Origin of the sequence: Stenotrophomonas indicatrix (assembly GCF_050573115.1) — a bacterium.
GTDB lineage: Bacteria > Pseudomonadota > Gammaproteobacteria > Xanthomonadales > Xanthomonadaceae > Stenotrophomonas > Stenotrophomonas lactitubi_A.
The window spans coordinates 1-18,863 of the sequence record NZ_JBNYZT010000009.1; the positions used below are offsets into that span (position 1 = coordinate 1).

17 protein-coding genes and 1 pseudogene are annotated in these 18,863 nt (G+C 66.4%); 14 read left to right on the forward strand and 4 right to left on the reverse strand.

The window, feature by feature from the left end:
- Positions 1 to 247: 247 nt before the first annotated feature.
- On the reverse strand, positions 248 to 1,306 hold the full coding sequence (locus ACQ5SA_RS18630; RefSeq protein ID WP_447935586.1) for a lipid A deacylase LpxR family protein: 1,059 nt from the start codon (positions 1,304 to 1,306) through the stop codon (positions 248 to 250).
- 296 nt (positions 1,307 to 1,602) lie between these two features.
- On the opposite strand from ACQ5SA_RS18630, the gene ACQ5SA_RS18635 reads away from it, so the two are divergent.
- The 7 genes from ACQ5SA_RS18635 to gnd all read left to right on the forward strand — a co-directional run bounded on the left by ACQ5SA_RS18635 (position 1,603) and on the right by gnd (position 9,047).
- Complete coding sequence (locus ACQ5SA_RS18635) at positions 1,603 to 1,881, forward strand: YbeD family protein (protein ID WP_032975372.1); 279 nt, start codon at positions 1,603 to 1,605, stop codon at positions 1,879 to 1,881.
- 20 nt (positions 1,882 to 1,901) lie between these two features.
- The gene (lipB, locus tag ACQ5SA_RS18640) at positions 1,902 to 2,582 is read left to right on the forward strand and encodes a lipoyl(octanoyl) transferase LipB (RefSeq protein WP_230111343.1); all 681 of its coding nucleotides are present in this window, start codon (positions 1,902 to 1,904) and stop codon (positions 2,580 to 2,582) included.
- 17 nt (positions 2,583 to 2,599) lie between these two features.
- Positions 2,600 to 3,610: a lipoyl synthase gene (gene lipA / locus ACQ5SA_RS18645; protein WP_499315507.1), complete on the forward strand. Its 1,011-nt coding sequence runs from the start codon at positions 2,600 to 2,602 to the stop codon at positions 3,608 to 3,610.
- Between the two features lie 300 nt (positions 3,611 to 3,910).
- Complete coding sequence (locus ACQ5SA_RS18650; protein WP_346560235.1) at positions 3,911 to 6,088, forward strand: carboxy terminal-processing peptidase; 2,178 nt, start codon at positions 3,911 to 3,913, stop codon at positions 6,086 to 6,088.
- A 175-nt stretch (positions 6,089 to 6,263) separates the two neighbouring features.
- Entirely contained in the window at positions 6,264 to 6,875 is a 612-nt protein-coding gene (locus ACQ5SA_RS18655; protein WP_229979890.1) for a DUF2242 domain-containing protein, read from the forward strand.
- A 17-nt stretch (positions 6,876 to 6,892) separates the two neighbouring features.
- Positions 6,893 to 8,131 (forward strand): hypothetical protein, encoded by a 1,239-nt coding sequence (locus ACQ5SA_RS18660; protein ID WP_499315508.1) that lies wholly within the window; start codon positions 6,893 to 6,895, stop codon positions 8,129 to 8,131.
- Between the two features lie 10 nt (positions 8,132 to 8,141).
- Positions 8,142 to 9,047 (forward strand): phosphogluconate dehydrogenase (NAD(+)-dependent, decarboxylating), encoded by a 906-nt coding sequence (gene gnd / locus ACQ5SA_RS18665; protein WP_499315510.1) that lies wholly within the window; start codon positions 8,142 to 8,144, stop codon positions 9,045 to 9,047.
- 391 nt (positions 9,048 to 9,438) lie between these two features.
- On the opposite strand, the gene ACQ5SA_RS18670 is transcribed toward gnd, so the two are convergent.
- Complete coding sequence (locus ACQ5SA_RS18670) at positions 9,439 to 10,482, reverse strand: oxidoreductase (protein WP_499315511.1); 1,044 nt, start codon at positions 10,480 to 10,482, stop codon at positions 9,439 to 9,441.
- Positions 10,483 to 10,816: 334 nt separating this feature from the next.
- Here ACQ5SA_RS18670 and ACQ5SA_RS18675 point away from each other — a divergent pair.
- The 4 genes and pseudogenes from ACQ5SA_RS18675 to ACQ5SA_RS18690 all read left to right on the forward strand — a co-directional run.
- A pseudogene (locus ACQ5SA_RS18675) lies at positions 10,817 to 11,056 on the forward strand (BON domain-containing protein); the annotation flags it as partial.
- A 202-nt stretch (positions 11,057 to 11,258) separates the two neighbouring features.
- A complete protein-coding gene (locus ACQ5SA_RS18680; protein ID WP_499315513.1) occupies positions 11,259 to 13,076 on the forward strand; it encodes a sensor histidine kinase in 1,818 nt (605 codons plus the stop codon).
- On the forward strand, positions 13,073 to 13,513 hold the full coding sequence (locus tag ACQ5SA_RS18685; protein WP_025878695.1) for a response regulator: 441 nt from the start codon (positions 13,073 to 13,075) through the stop codon (positions 13,511 to 13,513). The genes ACQ5SA_RS18680 and ACQ5SA_RS18685 overlap by 4 nt, the downstream gene beginning before the upstream one ends.
- A 4-nt stretch (positions 13,514 to 13,517) precedes the next feature.
- A complete protein-coding gene (locus ACQ5SA_RS18690; protein ID WP_499315514.1) occupies positions 13,518 to 15,029 on the forward strand; it encodes a two-component system sensor histidine kinase NtrB in 1,512 nt (503 codons plus the stop codon).
- Positions 15,030 to 15,104: 75 nt separating this feature from the next.
- Here the strand turns inward: ACQ5SA_RS18690 and ACQ5SA_RS18695 are convergent, their stop codons facing one another.
- Positions 15,105 to 15,848, reverse strand: coding sequence for a proteasome-type protease (locus ACQ5SA_RS18695; RefSeq protein WP_230111323.1), 744 nt, complete (start codon positions 15,846 to 15,848; stop codon positions 15,105 to 15,107).
- Positions 15,849 to 15,941: 93 nt separating this feature from the next.
- Between ACQ5SA_RS18695 and folK the strand changes: the two genes are divergently transcribed.
- On the forward strand, positions 15,942 to 16,427 hold the full coding sequence (folK, locus tag ACQ5SA_RS18700) for a 2-amino-4-hydroxy-6-hydroxymethyldihydropteridine diphosphokinase (protein WP_499315516.1): 486 nt from the start codon (positions 15,942 to 15,944) through the stop codon (positions 16,425 to 16,427).
- A gap of 65 nt (positions 16,428 to 16,492) precedes the next feature.
- Here the strand turns inward: folK and ACQ5SA_RS18705 are convergent, their stop codons facing one another.
- Positions 16,493 to 17,230 carry a pteridine reductase gene (locus ACQ5SA_RS18705; protein WP_089236904.1) on the reverse strand — a complete coding sequence of 246 codons (738 nt, stop codon included), beginning with the start codon at positions 17,228 to 17,230 and terminating at the stop codon, positions 16,493 to 16,495.
- A gap of 59 nt (positions 17,231 to 17,289) precedes the next feature.
- Between ACQ5SA_RS18705 and ACQ5SA_RS18710 the strand changes: the two genes are divergently transcribed.
- Both ACQ5SA_RS18710 and ACQ5SA_RS18715 read left to right on the forward strand, forming a co-directional pair.
- Positions 17,290 to 18,474, forward strand: a complete 1,185-nt coding sequence (locus ACQ5SA_RS18710; protein WP_499315517.1) for a class I SAM-dependent methyltransferase — start codon at positions 17,290 to 17,292, stop codon at positions 18,472 to 18,474.
- Positions 18,471 to 18,863, forward strand: coding sequence for a VanZ family protein (locus ACQ5SA_RS18715; protein ID WP_230111317.1), 393 nt, complete (start codon positions 18,471 to 18,473; stop codon positions 18,861 to 18,863). The genes ACQ5SA_RS18710 and ACQ5SA_RS18715 overlap by 4 nt, the downstream gene beginning before the upstream one ends.

Consider the following 18,863-nt stretch of genomic DNA (forward strand, 5'->3'; position numbering starts at 1 on the left):
TAGTGCCGGCCGCTGGCCGGCTCCTCATGAACCCATCCGATGTGGGTAGTGCCGGCCGCTGGCCGGCTCCTCATGAACCCATCCGATGTGGGTAGTGCCGGCCGCTGGCCGGCTCCTCATGAACCCACCCGATGTGGGTAGTGCCGGCCGCTGGCCGGCTCTCCATGAGCCCATCCGGCTATGCCTGGAGCCGGCCAGCGGCCGGCATTACCACCAGCCCATCCGGATATGCCTGCAGCCCGATCGCTTACAGCGAGCGGCTCACAGTGAAGCTGCCAAACACCGGCGACTGGCGCTGGCCATCGAATTCGCGGGTGCTGTGGTAGCGCGCCATCGCGAACTTCCAGCGCCCGCGCATCACCGCAATGCCATACCCCCCCTGGGCAACCACATGACGCTTGTCCACGCTGTGGCTGTTGCGGAAGGTGTTGCCGTCCAGCGTGATGTCGCGGATCACCCACGCCGCATCGGTGGTAGCGAACAGGTGCCACGACCAGCCGGACGGCTTGCCGCCGCGGGTCGGCGCAGTGTTCTCGCCGGCCGGGCGCAGCGGAGTACTGCCGAAATCGTCCGGCAGCTTCCAGCCGAAGCGCACTTCGCCGCCGAGGTTCGCCTTGGTTTCCAGGTTGCCGATCGAACCGCCGTAGTGGCTGATCGCATCCCAGCCCCAGCCGTCGGCATTGATGCTGGCATCACCCGGCCAGCGGCGCATGCGCTCGTGGGTCAGCATGAACACCGGTTCGTTGTGCAGCTGGTTGTCCCAGCCCTTGAACTTCTCATCGCCCAGCACGCTGTGCACGGCGTCCTGCACCTGCTTGCCCTGCGCCCACGGCCCGACCACGCCCAGCGACAGCTGGGTGGTCTGCAGGCGATCGCCACTGCGCGCGTTGAAGCCGAAACTGACCAGCAGCACGCCGGCATACGGCCGGTCATCCTCGATCAGGTCGCTGCGGGTCGGGTCGGTAGGGGTGAAGATGCCCTGCGCCACGCTGAAGATCATGTTCTGCTGTTCGAACTTGCCCGGGTGCAGCGCTTCCAGGTGGCTGTTCACCCAGCGCGCCAGACGCGGCAGACAGGGATCATCGGTGTAGTCGACCAGGTTGGGCGAGACCAGGGTCAGCTGGGCGCCATTGGTATAGCCCTGGTCCTGGTGGCGGCCGCCGAACAGGTCGTTATCGACGCGGAAATTGACCTGCGGAGGGTGTTCGCGCATCGCGTCCGGGCCGCATTGTTCGGCGGCCTGGGCGGAGAGGGGGAGGGCGGTGGCCAGCAGGCCGGACAACCCGAAGGCTGCGAGGTGACGCATGGATGGGATGATCATCGGGAAGGGGGCTTTTGTTTGTCGTTTTATGCAACGACACGGTACTCCCGGCGCTGTGACGGAACGAGCGCGCTGGGATCACTTGTCTGTTCCGAAAACAACATTGTCTGATCGACACAATTGGTTGCCGCAGACAGCGGGAGCCGGGTCTGGGTCAGGGCCGAGGGAGTGGGGTCCGAGCCTGAATGGATGTTCAGCTGCAACGCAGCGGCCCGCCTGCGGTGCCGCTGGCTTATATGAATACTCTTGGGTTTGTTGCCCTGCGGCCCGATAATGGGCGCATGGAAATCAAGTCCGACAATCCCGAACACGGCTTCCAGTTCCCCGGTCAGTTCGAGCTCAGCGCGATGGGCCCGGCCAACCGCGGCCTGGAGCATGAACTCCCCCGCCTGCTGCTGGCTGCTGGCGTTGACGTGGTGAACGAGCGCATCAGCTGGAAGCATTCGTCCAACGGCAAGTACGTCTCGGTGCGCCTGGTCTTCCGGGCCGAGAACCGTGAACAGTACGACGTGGCCCACCAGGCCCTGCGCGACCACCCGGAAGTGAAGTGGACGGTGTAGCCGTCAGCTGTCCTGCCGAAGTGGCTGCCCCCGAGGCGCGTCCGCCGCGCCCGGCGGTGGTCCGCGACCTGGGCCGCCAGGCTTACGAGCCGGTGTGGCACGCCATGCAGCGTTTCACCGACCAGCGCGACGACGACACGCTCGACGAGCTGTGGGTGGTCGAGCACGATCCGGTGTTTACCCTGGGCCAGGCCGGCAAGGTCGAACACGTGCTGGCGCCGGGTGAGATCCCGGTGGTCCACGTCGATCGCGGCGGCCAGGTGACCTACCACGGCCCCGGCCAGATCGTGATCTACCCGCTGCTGCGCCTGCCGCGGCTGGGCATCGGTGTGCGCGACTACGTGTGCCGCATCGAACAGGCCATCATCGACACGCTGGCCGAGTGGAACATCGGTGCCGAACGGCTCGACGGCGCCCCGGGCGTCTATGTCGGTGGCGCCAAGATCGCCGCGCTCGGCATCCGCGTGCGCCGCGGCTGCACCTTCCATGGCCTGGCCTTCAACGTGGCCATGGACCTTGACCCTTTCCACCGCATCAACCCCTGTGGTTATGAGGGGTTGCAGGTGACCACGGTGCTAGACTTGGGCGGTCCGTCCGGGATGGACGCCGTCAAGCCGGTGCTGCTGGACCACCTGGCCCGCCAGTTCGGCCTGCTGCTGCAGCCCGTGCCTGAACTGCCTGATCTCTCTGCGGCCGCCTGACCGCCCCCGGAAACGCCATGACTGAAACCACTGCCCGCACCATTCCCCTGCAGATCGTGCAGGCCGAGCTTCCGTCCACCGCGCCGTTGCAGGCCGGGGTCAAGCAGATGGGTGGGGACAAGATCAACCGTTCGCCGGTGCAGTTCGCCGACGTGCCGGTGCTGCGCAAGCCCTCCTGGATCCGCGTGCGCATTCCTTCGGGCAATGCCGTGCAGAACCTGAAAGCCAAGCTGCGCGAGAACCGTCTGGTGACCGTGTGCGAAGAGGCGAGTTGCCCGAACATCCACGAATGCTTCAGCCACGGCACCGCCACCTTCATGATCCTGGGCGAGGTCTGCACCCGTCGCTGCTCGTTCTGCGACGTGGCCCACGGCCGGCCGAAGCCGCCGGACGCCAACGAGCCGGCCAGCCTCGGCCAGACCGTGGCCGACATGGGCTTGAAGTACGTGGTGGTGACCAGCGTCGACCGCGATGACCTGCGCGACGGCGGTGCCCAGCACTTCGTCGACTGCATCAGCGCCATCCGCGAGAAGTCGCCGGGCACCCGCATCGAAGTGCTGACCCCGGACTTCCGCGGCAAGGGCCGCATGGAGCGCGCGCTGGAGATCCTCGCGCAGAACCCGCCGGACGTGTTCAACCACAACATCGAAACCGTACCGGACCTGTACCGCAACGTGCGCCCGGGCGCCGACTACCAGTGGTCGTTGAACCTGCTGAAGAACTTCAAGGCGCAGCACCCTGAAGTGCCGACCAAGTCGGGCATCATGCTGGGCCTGGGCGAAGACTTCGAACAGATCAAGGCCACCATGCGCGACCTGCGCGCGCACAACGTGGACATGATCACCATCGGCCAGTACCTGCAGCCGACCGCGCACCACCACCCGGTGCTGAAGTACTGGACGCCCGAGGACTACAAGGCGCTGGAAGTCTACGGTTACGAGCTGGGCTTCAGCCACGTGGCTTCTGGCCCGATGGTGCGCTCGTCGTACCACGCCGACGTGCAGGCCAAGGGCGCCGGCGTCCAGTAAGCGGTTGCGCGATGCGCCGGTGGGTGCGGACCGTTGGTCCGCACGCCTCAGGCTCGCCGGGCACGGCCCGGCGCCACCGATGGGTGTCACCACCACCATGATGGGTATCACCGCCACCGTGGTGGGTGCGGACCGTTGGTCCGCACGCCTTCGCCTGCATTCACAATTTGCTACGCCGGCCCCGCTAGGCTGGTTTTCCACCGAACGTGGGCGGGTGACAAACCCGGCAACTTTCGGCACTGTCGCGGTGTCTGAACACCCTGCAGTCTCCCCCTTGGCAAGGCGCCTTCGAGCACGTCAATGAAATTCAAAGCCCCCGCATTCCTGATGGCCCTGGCGCTGGTCGCGCCGTTGGCGCTCGCGGCCAAGGCCGACTCACCGGCGTTGCCGGCTGCCGCCACCGCCGATCAGGTGACCACCTCCAAGCTGGTCTACGGCCTGTTGTCCGACAGTCGCTACGCCTACCGTCCGCGTGCGCTCGATGAAGCGACCTCCAAGGATGTGTTCAAGCGCTACCTGGAGACGCTGGACGGCGGCAAGCAGTACTTCACCCAGGCCGACATCACCCGCTTCGCACCGTTCCAGGCCGGCATTGCCAATGCCATCCGCGGCGGCGAGCTGGAGCCGGCTTTCCAGGTGTTCGCGGTCTACAAGCAGCGCGTCGGCGAGCGTGTGGCCTATGCACGCAAGCTGCTGAAGCAGGAACCGGATTTCACCACCGATGAGCGCTTCGAGTACGACCGCAAGGAGGTGCCGTGGGCCGCTTCCAATGCCGAACTTGACGAGCTGTGGCGCAAGTCGGTGAAGAACGACTGGCTGCGCCTGAAGCTGGCCGGCAAGAAGTCCGATGACATCCGCAAGACGCTGGACAAGCGTTACGCCACCCTGGAAAAGTCGGTCAACGAACTGAAGGGCGAAGACACCTTCCAGTTCTTCATGAACGCCTACACTAGCGCGGTTGATCCGCACACCGATTACTTCACCCCGCGTACCGCCGAGAACTTCAACCAGGCGATGTCGCTGTCGCTGGAAGGCATCGGCGCGCAGCTGCAGCGCCAGGACGATGTGGTGGTGATCCGCGAGATCATCGCCGGTGGTCCGGCGGCCGTGGACGGCACGCTGAAGCCGGGCGACCGCATCGTCGGTGTCGGCCAGGGTAAGTCCGGGCTGGTGGAAGATGTGATCGGCTGGCGCATCGACGATGTGGTGGCCAAGATCCGTGGCGCAAAGGACACCGACGTCAAGCTGGAATTCATTCCTGCCGAAGCCGGCGTCGACGGCAAGCACCACACCCTGGTGCTGACCCGGCAGAAGGTGCGCCTGGCCGAACAGGCCGCCAAGGGCGAGACCATGACCATCCCGGCCGCCAATGGCGAGCCGGCACGCAAGGTCGGCGTGATCAAGCTGCCGACCTTCTACCAGGACTTCGAAGGCCGTCGTCGCAACGCCGCCGACTATGCGTCGGCCACCCGCGACGTGGCCAAGCTGCTGGCCGGTTTCAAGACCGACAAGCTGGACGGCGTGGTGCTGGACCTGCGCAACAACGGTGGTGGTTCGCTGGATGAAGCCATCGAGCTGACCGGTCTGTTCATCGAGCAGGGTCCGGTGGTGCAGGTGCGCGAATCCGGTGGCCGTGTCACCGTCAACAGCGACCGCAACCAGGGCGTGGCATGGGACGGCCCGCTGGCAGTGCTGATCAACCGTGGTTCGGCGTCGGCGTCGGAAATCTTCGCCGGTGCCATCCAGGACTACGGTCGCGGCCTGGTCATCGGTGAAACCAGCTTCGGCAAGGGCACCGTACAGAACATCGTCGACCTGGACCGCTGGCCGAGCGGCGAAACCCAGCGCTTTGGCCAGGTGAAGCTGACCATCGCCCAGTTCTTCCGCATCAGCGGCAGCAGCACCCAGCACAAGGGTGTGGTGCCGGACCTGGCGTTCCCGGCCAGCGTCGATGCCACCGAGTTCGGCGAGAGCACCTACGACAACGCACTGCCGTGGACCCGCATCGCCGCAGTTCCGCATACCCAGTACGGCAACTTCGCGCCGCTGCTGCCCAAGCTGGAAACGCGCCACGACTCGCGTATCGCCACCGACAAGGAATTCCAGTGGTGGAACGAGGACGTGGAGCAGTTCCGTACCGAAGCAGCGAAGAAGTACGTCTCGCTGAATGAAGCAACCCGTCGTGCCGAACGCGAGCGCCAGGACACCCAGCGCAAGCAGCGCCAGATCGTGCGCAAGGAACTGGGCCTGGCCCTGGACCCGCTGGCTGATGACAGCAGCGATGACGGCCTGACCGGCAACGAGCGCGACATCGTCAAGGATGCCGCCCGCGAGAAGGCTGCCGAGAAGCGCCCGGACCCGCTGCTGCGTGAATCGGCCTCGATCCTGGCCGACGCGGTGAACCTGCTGGAGGCCGACCGTCCGCTGTCGGCACAGGTGCTGCCGCAGTCCACCGCCGCAGGCCGCTGGGCCGACTGATTGATTGAAAAGGGGGCGGAGGGGATCAAGTCGTTAGTAGCACAAACGACTTGATCCCCTCCGCCCCCTTTTTGCATGAACCGGGAACAACGGTGGGGCGTGGGCCTGGCGTTATCGACCCGGCGCACACGGGCAGGGGGCTACCCTCGTGGCTACCGTCTTCGCAGGAGTACCCATGCGGGCCTCCCTTCTTTCTGCTTCCCTGCTGGCCGCCACCAGTGCCCTGGCTTTGACCGCCTGTGGTGGTCGTGCCGCCGACAGCACGGTGCTGCGCGAGTCTTTCGATTCGGGGGATACCTTCTCGCGCACCGTCGATGGGCGTCCGGCCGAAGCCTGCGAGGCGGCACGGCGCACGCTGCTCAGCCAGGGCTATGCCATCGCACGGTCGGACGACGCGCAGGTGGAAGGCAACAAGAATTTCCAGCCGCGCGAGGACGACCACGAACAACTGGTGCTGCGTATCTCGTGCGCGCCGCGTGGCAGCCAGGCGCTGGTGTTCGTCAGCGCCGTGCAGGACCGCTATGCGCTGAAGAAGAGCCCGACCTCGGCCAGTGTCGGCGTGGGCGCGTTGGGCTCGGTGTCGTTGCCGTTCGGCAGCAATGACGACTCGCTGGTGAAAGTGGCCAGCAGCACGATCACCGATGCCGAGTTCTATCGGCGCTTCTTCCAGCGCCTGCAGCAGTACCTGCCGGCGGCAGCGAAAGCAGAACCGCAACCGGCCGCGCCGCCACCGCCCCCTGCCGGGCCTGAGCCCGAACCAGCGCCGGCAGCAACGGATCAGGGCTGAACGTGCGCGGCAGGGTGATGGCATGGGCCCTGCTGCTGGGCTGGCCCTTGAGCGCGCTGGCCGCTACGGCCGAATGCACCCAGGGCCTGCTGCAGCGGTTGGGGTGGCGCTTTGAAACTGCAGCCATCAGCACACCGCAGGTGCAGGGTGGCCCGGTCTGTACGCGTGCGTCGCTGGCCGAAGCGCAGGCAGCGGGTGATCTGCGTGTGCGTTGGCCGGAGACGCTGGCTGATGCTGATCGGCAGGCCCTGTTGCAGCAGCTGCTGGACGACCCGGCCACGGTCTGCGCCTACGCCTTTGAACTGGGCGCGGCCGTGCAACGTGCCACGCAGGCACTGCAGGACAATGAAACCTTCCGCTTCACCAGTGTGCAGTTGGGCTGGATCGGCTTTGGCGCTCGTGGTGCCCCGGCACAGGGATGGCAGCGGGTGCGCAGCTTTGGCCGCGGCTATGTACCGGCCGCCAGCAACAGCCGCGCACTGGATGCGTTCTACACCGGCCACGTGCGTGCCGAGTGCGGTGTCGGCCGTCAGGTCGCGCAGCTGGCTACGCAGCGCGAGCTGTACGGCGATGCGGCCTTCGATGCGGAATTCACGCCGGACGAGCTGTCCATCGGCACCTTCCTTGGCCTGCACGACACCGACAGCATCCTGCTGGGCGCGCAGGCCGGCCAGTTCCTGGCCGACGGCAAGGCCGTGCGCACCTCGGCGATGGGGCGGCAGGCATTTGCAGGGCTGCCGGGCTTCATCGAACACGTATTCGACAAAGGCACGCTGGACGATCTCAGCAACCAGGCGGAGAACTTCGTCGTGGTGGAGGTGGGCGAGGGGGCCGCGCAGGCGCTGGCCATGCACGGCGGCCTGGCCTGGTACGACCAGCGCAATCGTGCCCTGTGGCAGCTGGCACAGGGCATTCCGCGCGTCGGACAACGCTATTTCGAGCGGCTGCTGTACGAGCGCGATCCGGCGCTGCGTGCGCAGTTGGCCCCGCGCTATCGTGACGTCGTGCAGCAGATGGACCAGTTGCTGGACGATGCGTTCTACCAGCAGTTCGTGATCTACGCGCACCCACGCGGTATACGTCCTGTTGGCTATCACGTCATCCGCCTGCTCGACCGGAATCCGCGCACGCCGTTTTCCATCGACCTGGCGTTGCACAATCTGCATACCACGCTCTACCGGCGTTGGCGCGAGGCGCAGTTGCGCCACTGCGCAGCCACCGGCAGGCCAGGCAGCCTGACCCTAGACCCCAACTGAAGGTGAAACAATGGATATTGCAATGATCGGCCTCGGCCGCATGGGCGCCAACATGGCCCAGCGCCTGCACCGCGGTGGTCACCGCGTGGTCGGCTACGACCCGGGCGAGGGTGCCCGCCAGCGCGCCGCTGAAGCCGGCCTGGAAGTGGTGGATTCGCTGGCCGCCGCAGTGGCCGTGCTGCCGGTGCCGCGTGTGGTGTGGCTGATGGTGCCGGCCGGCGAGACCGTGGACCAGACGCTGGGGCAGTTGAGCCCGCATCTGGCCGAAGGTGACGTCGTCATCGACGGTGGCAACTCCAACTACCAGGACTCGATCCGTCGCGCCAAGGCGCTGGCAGAAGACGATCTGGGCTACGTGGACTGTGGCACCAGCGGCGGCGTGTGGGGCCTGCAGGAAGGCTACAGCCTGATGGTGGGTGGCGATGCAGCGGTGGTCGAGCAGATCGCACCGCTGCTGCGCACGCTGGCACCGGCCGAAGACCGTGGCTGGGCGCGCGTGGGCCCGTCCGGCGCAGGCCACTTCACCAAGATGGTCCACAACGGCATCGAGTACGGAATGATGCAGGCCTACGCCGAAGGCTTCGCGCTGATGGAGCGCAAGCAGGAGATGGAACTGGACCTGGCGCAGGTGGCCGAAGTCTGGCGCCACGGCAGCGTGGTCCGTTCGTGGCTGCTGGACCTCAGCACCGAAGCACTCAAGCGCAATCCCTCGCTGGATGGCATCGCACCGTACGTGGAAGATTCCGGCGAAGGCCGCTGGACCGTCGCCGAAGCGATCGCGCTGGACGTACCGGCACCGGTGATCACCCTGTCGCTGCTCGAACGCCTGCGTTCGCGTGAATCGAACTCGTTCACCGACCGCCTGCTGTCAGCGATGCGCAACGAATTCGGCGGCCACGCCATCAAGAAGTCGTAAGCACCGTCGCCGGGGTCGGATCCCTTTCCGCAGGAAAGGGCTCTGACCCCGCAATTGCGAAGACCTTCTTTGATCGTTTCGACGTCATCCACGCATGGCGTGGATCTACTGTGTCGACCAAGGTCGACACCCACCAAGAGCAGGCAATGCCGTGTCGACCAAGGTCGACACCCACCAACAGCAGCGAGAAACTGTCGAAGGCGGGGTGGGTCCGGTTGCGGGGGTGTCCGCGGCATGGATGCCGCGGCCAAGCCTCCATGGACGGATTCACGGCGTCCCCCGCAACCGGACCTACCCCGCCATCCCTCAGCAGCCCAGCTTTTGCCGTTGCCGTTGCGGTTGCTGTCGCTGTTGCCGTTGCCTCGGCAGGTGCAGGGCGCAGCCCTGCCGATCACCCCAACCGCACCCGCCGCCCTTCGCGCGCACTCTCCATCCCCGCCTGCAGCAAACGCATCACCTGCAGCGCCTGCTGCGCGCTGACCGTCGGCTCACCCTCACCCTGCATCGCCGCTGCGAAGTCGGCATACAGGCGCCGGTAGTCGCCGGGCAGGTTGTCCACGGTGCTGCGCAGCACGTTGTCCTCTGCATCGCAGTGCAGCAGTTCGCCGTGGCGCGGATCGAGACCCCATCCCGGCGCGCCTGGCGCGACGCCGCGACGCAGCTGCGCTTCCTGCACGTCCAGGCCGTGCTTGATCCAGCTGGCCCGCATTCCATGCACGGCGAAACGGGGGGCAGGCGCAGCCACCAGTGAACCGGCATGCACGATCGCGCGATGACGCGGGTAATGCAGTACCGCGTGGAAATAGTCGATGCCAGCGCCGCCTTCGCGCTGCACCGCAAGGTCTGCATCGATCGCCTGGGGACAGCCGAACAGCACCAGCATCTGGTCCAGCAGGTGCGGCCCCAGGTCGTACCACAGGCCGCTGCCCGGCCCATCCTGCTCGCGCCAGCGTTCGCGTACCTGCGGGCGGTAGCGGTCGAAATGCGCGTGGCATTCGGCGATGTCACCGAGCGTGCCGTCGGCAAGCAGTGCCTGCAGGGTCAGAAAGTCCGCATCGAAGCGCCGGTTCTGGAACACGGTGGCGATGCGTCCGGCGCTGCGCGCCGCAGCCAGCACCTGCTCGGCTTCCTCCACGTTCACCGCGAACGGTTTGTCCACCAGCACGTGCTTGCCGGCGGCCAGCGCGGCGATGGCCAACGGCGCGTGCTGTTTGTTCGGGGTGGCGATGACCACTGCATCCACCGCGGGGTCATCGAAGACCTCCTGCGCGGTAGCACGCACGTGGACGTCGCTGAACGTGCGCAGCAGCGTATCGCGCTGCGAACTGACGACGCTGTGCAGGGCCAGCCCCGGCGTGTGCTGGATCAGCGGGGCGTGGAAGACGCGGCCGGCCAGGCCGTAGCCGATCAGGGCCAGTTGCAGCTGGGGGCGCATGGGAAGACTCCGCGCAGATCGGAAAGTACGGGAAGGAATGTCAGGGTAAACGAGATGACGGCGTGCCCGGAAGCTGAACCATTCCCGCTGCGGATGCGCCCATTCACGTGAGCATGACCGCAGCGCCACGCCTGCACTACAACCACTTGGCGACACTGGGCGCACCAACCAGTAGGAGAACCACACGATGAGCACCACGACCCGTACGCTGTTGGCTTCCGCCCTCACCCTGGGCCTGGCGCTGTCCTCCTCGGCCGCATTCGCCCAGGACGCCGCAGCGAAGAGCCCGCCGAAAACCGATCATTCGGCGATGACCCATGCCGACCGCCATGATTCCAACGAGCCGGTCACCGACAGCTGGATCACCACCAAGGTCAAGGCCGATCTGCTCGCCAGCAGCAATGTGCCGGGTACCGAAGTGAAGGTGGAGACGGTCAATGGCGTGGTCAGCCTGAGCGGCACGGTCGCTACCAAGGCCGAACATGACAAGGCTATCGCCACCGCCAAGGGCATCAAGGGCGTGACCCGCGTTGATGCCGCCGCGCTGAAGGTCAGTGCCGCCAAGAAGCGTTGATCGACACCGCAGGTTGCCAGCAGGGGCGCTCCCACGGGGGCGCCCCTGTTTTGTTGTGTCAGGCCAGCTCGGCGCGTGCTGGTGGCTGGCCCGCCTGATGGACCGATTGCCCCAGAGATGTGACCGGCTGCGCTATATTGCCGGTTCCGCTGCGGCCGATCCTGTCCGGATCGCACTCCCGCAGCTGAGCTGACGAGGAACTATGGCGCTGGTTTTCAGTGATGACATCTGGGATCGCTGGCGACTGCCTGCTTTGGCACTGGCAGCGGCAGCCATCATCGTGGTTCCGTGGTTGACCCTGCGCAAACTGCAGTTGGACAACGAACAGGCCATGGGCTGGGTGACCCATACCCAGCAGGTGACTGTGGCTCTGCAGCAGCTGCAGACCGACGTGCGCGACATCGAGTCGGCCGCGTTGACGCTGTCCAAGGGTGTGGACGCGCCGGGCCTGCGCGAGCGCATGGGCAGGGCCAACGACATCCCCGCGCAGTTGGCCGAACTGGGCCGGATGACCCGCGACAATCCCGATCAACTGATCCGCATCGGCCGCATCCAGTCGATGCTGGAAGGGCGTCTGGAGGTTGCGCGGGAGCTGGCCAAGTCCGAACCCAACAGCGACCAGCGCGAGCTGGTGCAGGACCTGAGCACGCGCTACCCGATCCGTGGCCTGGTGGAAGAGCTGCAGGCCAGCGAGGAAGCGCTGCTGGCCCAGCGCGCCGCGCAGGCGGAGCGGCAGAAGCGGCAGACCAATTTCGTGTCGTGGAGCTCGCTGGTGGTGCAGCTGGCGCTGCTCGGCCTGGTGCTGTGGCTGCTGCAACGACAGATTGGCCGCCGCCTGCAGGCTGAACGGCAGTCGCAGCGCGCCGCTGCGCGCGCGGCATCGGTGCTGCAGACCGTGCGCGAGCCGATCGTGCTGCTGGATCGCGAGCTGCGCGTGCAGCTGCACAATCCCGCATTCTCCGAGTTGTACGGTCTGCAGGATGAGCGCGCCGATGGCCTGCTGCTGGAAAACGTAGGCGAAGGCGCGTGGCGTGACCCCGTTGTTCGCCAGCGTCTGGCCGATGTGTTGCTGCGCGGCCGCGAACTGTGGGATTTCGAACACGAACAACGCGGCGCCGACGGCATGTCCCGTTACATGCTGCTCAATGCGCGGCGCATGCCGCTGCCTGATACCGACGATGAAGTGGTGCTGCTGACCGTCAGCGATGTGACCGTGCAGCGTGCGGTGCAGACACGCGTTGAAGAACTGAACCGGCAGCTGGAAGGCAAGGTTGCCCAGGTCTCGGAGGTCAACCGCGAACTGGAAGCGTTCAGCTATTCGGTGTCGCACGACCTGCGCGCACCGCTGCGCCATGTCGCCGGTTTCTCGGACAAGCTGTCGCGCCATCTGGGCGAGGCCGCCGACGAGAAGAGCCAGCACTACCTGGGAGTGATCTCCGGTTCAGCGCGGCGCATGGCCACGCTGATCGACGACCTGCTGGTCTATTCGCGCCTGGGCCGCGCAGCGATGCGCCAACAGACCGTGGACATGCAGTCGCTGGTGGCCGATACGCGCGCTATGCTCGACGCGAACGTGCAGAGCGAAGCCGAGGGCAGCGGCCATGCCCATCAGGTGGAGTGGAGCATCGCGCCGTTGCCGATCGTGGTAGGCGATGAAAACATGCTGCGCCAGGTCTGGCTGAACCTGCTGGGCAACGCGGTGAAATACTCGGCCAACCGCGAGCCGGCGAAGGTCCGCGTGGACTACCAGCAGCAGCCCGATGGCGGTCATCAGTTCACGGTCAGCGACAATGGTGCAGGCTTTGACATGGCCTACGCCGGCAAGTTGTTCGGCGTCTTCCAGCGCCTGCACAAGGCCAGCGACTATCCCGGCACCGGTATCGGCCTGGCCAGCGTACGCAGGGTGCTGACCCGCCATGGCGGCCGCATCTGGGCCGAGGCCGCACCGGATGCCGGCGCCACCTTCCACTTCTATCTTCCCCCCGTGCTCGACGCGGACAAACAGGGCCCCATCGCATGACGACGCTGCGCACCATACTCCTTGCCGAAGACAGCCCGGCCGACGCCGAAATGGCGATCGATGCGCTGCAGGAAGCACGCCTGGCCAATCCCATCGTGCACGTCGAAGACGGCGTGGAAGTGATGGATTACCTGTTGCGCCGTGGCGCCTTCGCCAGCCGCGAAGAAGGCCTGCCGGCGGTACTGCTGCTGGACATCAAGATGCCGCGCATGGATGGCCTGGAAGTGCTGCGGCAGATCCGCGAACACGACGAGCTGAAGCGGTTGCCGGTGGTGATTCTGTCGTCCTCGCGCGAGGAAAGCGACCTGGCCCGCAGCTGGGACATGGGCGTGAACGCGTACGTAGTCAAGCCGGTGGACGTGGACCAGTTCTTCGGCGCAGTGCAGACCCTGGGCAAGTTCTGGGCACTGATCAACCAGGCTCCGGAGATCGAGTAAGCACATGCCCCTGACCGGTCCCGCACTCGGCGCATTGCGCATCCTGCTGGTGGAAGATTCCCCCGAGGATGCCGAGCTGATGTCCGAACAGATGCTCGATGCAGGCCTTGAGGCTACGTTCGAGCGTGTCGAGAGTGCGGACGACCTGCGCCATGCGCTGGCACGCTTCCAGCCGGACATCGTGCTGTCCGACCTGAGCATGCCTGGCTTCTCCGGCGACGACGCGCTGCGCATCGTGCGCGATGCTTTGCCGGAGGTGCCCTTCATCTTCGTCTCCGGCACCATGGGCGAAGAGAATGCGGTGGCGGCCCTGCAGAAGGGCGCCAACGATTACATCATCAAGCACCAGCCGGCACGCCTGCCGTCCGCTGTGGCGCGCGCGGTGCGTGAGGCACGCAGCGCCATCGAGCGCTCGCGGGTGGAAACCGAGCTGATGCGCGCGCAACGGCTGGAAAGTCTGTCATTGCTGGCTGCTGGCCTCAGCCACGATCTGCGCAACATCCTGCAGCCGCTGCTGATCATGCCGGACCTGCTGAAGGCGCGTACCGAAGACCCGCAACTGCACCACCTGGCCGACGTGATCGCCGAGTGCGGTCGACGTGGCCATGAGATGGCCGAATCGATGTTGTCCTTCGTGCGCGGATCACGCAAGGCCAGCGAGCGCATCTACATCGATGACCTGTTCCAGGCCGTGGCGCTGCTGTTGCGCAGCAACGTGCCCGATGGCGTCCGCCTGGACCTTGTGGTCGAGGATGAGGGGCTGGTGGTCGATGCCAACTACACCGAGCTGCAGCAGGTGTTGTTGAACCTGGCGCTCAACGCGATCCAGGCGATGCCCAATGGTGGCAACCTGAGCCTGACCGCCAGCCACGGTGGCCAGCGTGATGGCGAGGACTGGCTGCGCATCGCGGTGGTCGATGAAGGCACCGGCATGGATGCGGACACGATGTCGCACCTGTTCAATCCGTTCTTCACCACCAAGGCCGATGGCACCGGGCTGGGCCTGATTTCCTGCAAGCGCATCGTTGAAGGCGCCGGTGGCAGCATCCACGTCAACAGCCAGCTGGGGCAGGGCACCTGCTTCGAGCTGCGCTTGCCGATGCATGCCAGCGCCGATGGCGGCGAACCGATCGAACAACTGGTGGCGCTGGGCAGTGGCCAGTCGATCCTGGTGGTCGATGGCGAAGCCACCCGCCTGTCGCTGCTGGGCAATGCGCTGTCCAGCCAGGGCTATCAGCTGCAGCTGGCCTCCGATGGCCCGGCCGCGCTGCGCTGGATGCAGCAGGAGGCGATGCCGGCGCTGGTGATTGCCGACGCCGGCTCCAAGCTGTTGTCGGCCAGCCAGCTGCTGGGCGAGATGGCCACGCTCGGCTATCGCGGCCCGGCGCTGGTGCTGGAAGATGCCGCCGGGGAAATGCCGGCAGGTGTGTTCCCCGCCGGCATCGAGGTGCACCTGCTGCGCAAGCCGCTGCAGATGCAGCAGGTATTCCGCGCAGTGGCTGAAGCGCTGGGCTGACCTTCGGGTAGTGCCGGCCGCTGGCCGGCATCCGCGCACAAGTGGATCACTGCGGTTGCCGGCCAGCGGCCGGCACTACGGCTGCCCGGGCTCCCACGGAAACCGAGGCAGGCTCTCCACTGCCTGTTCCAGCCGGCGCGACCAGTTCTGATGGATGTCGGCGTACAGCGGTGAATCGGCGCCCAGCCGCAGCTGCTGGCTGATCCGCAGCTCGCCGGCGCGCAGCAGCGCCAGGTCGACCGGCAGGCCCACCGACAGGTTGGAACGGATGGTCGAATCGAGCGAAACGATCGCCGTGCGCGCGGCATCTTCCAGATGCGTGGATGGGGTCAGGATGCGATCCAGGATCGGCTTGCCGTACTTGGATTCACCGATCTGCAGATAGGGCGTTTCCGGCGAGGCGGCGATGGCGTTGCCCAGCGGGTAGACCATGTACAGGCCGGGCTGCTCGCCGGCAATCTGTCCACCGAAGATCAGCGTGGCCTGGGTGTTCACCCCGTCATGGCCGTGTTCGGTGTGCTGGCTCTGCACCTGGCTGTCCACCAGCAGGGAGCCGACGTAGGCCGCAGCCTCGAACAGATGGGCCATGTCGCGCAGGTTCGGTGTGCGCCGCTCGTCGGCATCGCGCTTCAGCCGCGACACCAGCAACTGGGTCGTGGCCAGGTTGCCGGCGGCCATCACCACGTAGGCGGCCTGGCCGGGGTATTCGAACACGTGCAGTTTGCGGTGCACGCGGACATCGTCCAGCGCGGCATTGGTGCGGGTGTCGGCGGCGAAGACCAGGCCCTCGTCCACCTCGATTCCAACGCAATAGGTCATGTCGGTGCCCTATCATATGCGTCCCGGATTGTAGGCAGGCCGTTGTGACGATGGCATGCCCGCGCTCCACCTGATTGCCGTCACCGGAACCGCATGACCACCGTGCTCCTGAGCCTGGGCAGCAACGTCCACCCCCGCCGCTACCTCCATGCTGCGGTGGCGGCCCTGCGCGAGCGCTTTGGTGCGCTGCAGGTGTCTGCCGCCTACCGCACCGCCGCCGTCGGGTTCGACGGTCCGGCCTTCCTCAACAATGGTGTGGCCATCGAGACCGACCTGCCGCTGCAGGAACTGGATGACTGGCTGCATGCGCTGGAAGATGCGCACGGTCGTGACCGCAGCGGTCCTCGCTTTTCCGACCGGACCCTGGACGTCGATGTGGTGTTCTATGGCGACCTGGTGGTGGAAGGCCCCGGCCATCTGCGCATTCCGCGCCCGGAGCTGAAGCATGCCTTCGTGCTGAAGCCGCTGGCCGATATCGCCCCGGATTTCATCGATCCGGTCAGCGGTCTGGACCTGGCCACGCTGTGGCGCGCACACAAGCAGTATGGCGAAGCGTTCGAGGTAGTTGACCTTGAGTGACGGGGTCAGATCCCTTTTCCCACCGGGAAAAGGGATCTGACCCCGTCCTGGATCCCGGCAACACCTCAACTCACCGTACGCCCACCATCCACACGCAGGGTATGGCCGGTGACGAAGCTGGCCTCGGCCGCCAGCCAGTACACCGCTTCGGCGATTTCCTCGACCGTGCCGATCCGCGCCAGCGGCGTGCGTGCCAGCAGCGCCTCGCGGGCGAAATCGTCCTTGCCCTGTTCCGGCCACAGGATCGCACCGGGCGCCACCGCATTCACCCGCACCTTCGGCGCCAGTTCCAGCGCCAGCGAGCGGGTGGCCATTTCCAGCGCCGCCTTGGCCATGGTGTAGGCGATGTGGTCGCGCATCGGGTCGGTGCCATGCAGGTCGGTCAGGTTGACGATGCAGCCGTGCTGACGGCGCAGATACGGCGCGGCGGCCTGGGCCAGCAGCAGCGGTGCGCGCGCGTTGACCGCGTACAGCTCGTCCATCGCCTCGGCGGTGACCTGGCCGAGCGGGGTGGGGAAGAAGTTGGAGGCGTTGTTGACCAGCGCATCGAGGCGGCCGAAGTGGGTCACCGCCTGCTCGACCAGATCGGCCAGGGCGTCGGCGTCGCGCAGGTCGGCCTGCAACGCCAGCACGCTGCCGGGGCGCTCGTTGTCCAGGTTGAAGGCGGCCTGCTGCAGTTCGGCGCTGGAGGTATTGGCGTGCAGCACCACCGACCAGCCACAGGCGTGGAACTGGCGGGCGATGGCCGCGCCGATCCGGCGTGCGCTGCCGGTGATCAGGGCCACGGGGGCGGTGTCACTCATCGAGGGTCCTCCAAGGCTCGGCTATCCTGTGCACCATTGTCACCGCATTCGAAGACGCCATGCAGCCTACCTTCCCCCTGCCCGAAGCCGATGCCCTGGCCCACAGCGACCAGCTGGCCGCCGCCCTGCGTGCCGAGATCCTCGCACAGGGCGGGGCGATGCCGTTCTCCCGCTTCATGGAGCTGTGCCTGTACACGCCGGGCTGGGGCTACTACAGCGCCGGCGCCAGCAAATTCGGCGGCAGCGGCGATTTCACCACCGCCCCCGAGCTGGGCAGCCTCTTCGCAGGCAGCGTGGCCAATGCGCTGGCACCGGTGTTCGGCCAGCTCGACACGCAGGCGCGGATGCTGGAACTGGGCGGCGGTACCGGTGCCTTCGCCGAGGCGGTGCTGCTGCGCCTGGCCGAGCTGGACGCGTTGCCGGCCCGATACGCGATCCTCGAACCCAGCGCGGACCTGCGCCAGCGCCAGCAGGAGCGCCTGCAGCAGAACCTGCCGCCTGAGCTGGCCAGTCGGGTGGAATGGCTTGATCGTCCGTTCGAGGACGACTGGGACGGCGTGGTGTTCGCCAACGAGGTGATCGATGCGCTGCCGACACCGCGCTTCCTCATCAAGGATGGCGAGGTGTACGAGGAAACCGTCGAACTGGACGGGCAGGGCAACTTCATCCGTGGCGCGCAGCCGGCCGACCTCCTGCTCAACGGCGCGGTGCGCCATCTTGAGCGCTACCTGGAAAAGCCCTTTGCCGACGGCTACCGATCCGAAGTACTGCCGCAGTTGCCGTACTGGCTGCAGGCGGTGGCCGGCGGACTGCGGCGCGGCGCGATGCTGTTCGTGGATTACGGCTACAACCGGGGAGAGTTCTACCAGGAAGAGCGCGATGACGGCACCGTGCGCGCGTTCTACCGCCACCACGTGCACAACGAGATCCATCGTTGGCCGGGGCTGCAGGACATCACCGCATCGGTCGATTTCACCGCCATGGCCGAGGCCGGCCTGCACGGCGGTTTCGAACTGGCCGGTTACTGCAGCCAGGCCAGTTTCCTGCTCGGCAACGGCCTGGACCAGGTACTGACCCTGGCCGAGGAGCGCACCGATGAAGTGGGCCGCATCCAATTGCGCGACCAGGTGAAGAAGCTGACCCTGCCAACGGAGATGGGCGAGCGCTTCCAGGCCATTGGCCTGCAGCGTGACGTTGATTTCGAGCCGGCGTTCGAACTGGGTGACCTGAGCTGGCGCCTGTGAGTGCAGCGTTGCCGGTGATCAAACCGCTGCGGCGGCCACGCTTGTGGAGCGCGTTGTGGGTGTTGGCGGTGCTGACGGTGATCGTGGTCTGCCTGATTCCGCCACCGCCGATCCCGCTGCCGGAAAACAGCGACAAGGGCGAGCATTTCCTGGCCTATTTCATCCTGGCCGGCAGCGCCGTGCAGTTGTTCCGGCGTGGCCGCCCACTGCTGTGGGTGGGGGCTGGCCTGGTACTGATGGGCGTCGGCATCGAGTTCGCGCAGGGCGCGTTGACCAGCAATCGCATGGCTGATCCGATGGATGCGGTGGCCAACACCATTGGCGTGTTGGCGGGGATGGCCACCGCATTGACCCCGCTGCGCGACATCCTGCTGCGCTGGCGGGGGTAA

Coding starts and splice junctions, on each gene's coding strand:
- ACQ5SA_RS18630 (WP_447935586.1), bottom strand. CDS start 1,306: ATGCGTCACCTCGCAGCCTTCGGGTTGTCCGGCCTGCTGGCCACCGCC.
- ACQ5SA_RS18635 (WP_032975372.1), top strand. CDS start 1,603: ATGGAAATCAAGTCCGACAATCCCGAACACGGCTTCCAGTTCCCCGGT.
- lipA (WP_499315507.1), top strand. CDS start 2,600: ATGACTGAAACCACTGCCCGCACCATTCCCCTGCAGATCGTGCAGGCC.
- ACQ5SA_RS18650 (WP_346560235.1), top strand. CDS start 3,911: ATGAAATTCAAAGCCCCCGCATTCCTGATGGCCCTGGCGCTGGTCGCG.
- ACQ5SA_RS18655 (WP_229979890.1), top strand. CDS start 6,264: ATGCGGGCCTCCCTTCTTTCTGCTTCCCTGCTGGCCGCCACCAGTGCC.
- ACQ5SA_RS18660 (WP_499315508.1), top strand. CDS start 6,893: ATGGCATGGGCCCTGCTGCTGGGCTGGCCCTTGAGCGCGCTGGCCGCT.
- gnd (WP_499315510.1), top strand. CDS start 8,142: ATGGATATTGCAATGATCGGCCTCGGCCGCATGGGCGCCAACATGGCC.
- ACQ5SA_RS18670 (WP_499315511.1), bottom strand. CDS start 10,482: ATGCGCCCCCAGCTGCAACTGGCCCTGATCGGCTACGGCCTGGCCGGC.
- ACQ5SA_RS18680 (WP_499315513.1), top strand. CDS start 11,259: ATGGCGCTGGTTTTCAGTGATGACATCTGGGATCGCTGGCGACTGCCT.
- ACQ5SA_RS18685 (WP_025878695.1), top strand. CDS start 13,073: ATGACGACGCTGCGCACCATACTCCTTGCCGAAGACAGCCCGGCCGAC.
- ACQ5SA_RS18690 (WP_499315514.1), top strand. CDS start 13,518: ATGCCCCTGACCGGTCCCGCACTCGGCGCATTGCGCATCCTGCTGGTG.
- ACQ5SA_RS18695 (WP_230111323.1), bottom strand. CDS start 15,848: ATGACCTATTGCGTTGGAATCGAGGTGGACGAGGGCCTGGTCTTCGCC.
- folK (WP_499315516.1), top strand. CDS start 15,942: ATGACCACCGTGCTCCTGAGCCTGGGCAGCAACGTCCACCCCCGCCGC.
- ACQ5SA_RS18705 (WP_089236904.1), bottom strand. CDS start 17,230: ATGAGTGACACCGCCCCCGTGGCCCTGATCACCGGCAGCGCACGCCGG.
- ACQ5SA_RS18710 (WP_499315517.1), top strand. CDS start 17,290: ATGCAGCCTACCTTCCCCCTGCCCGAAGCCGATGCCCTGGCCCACAGC.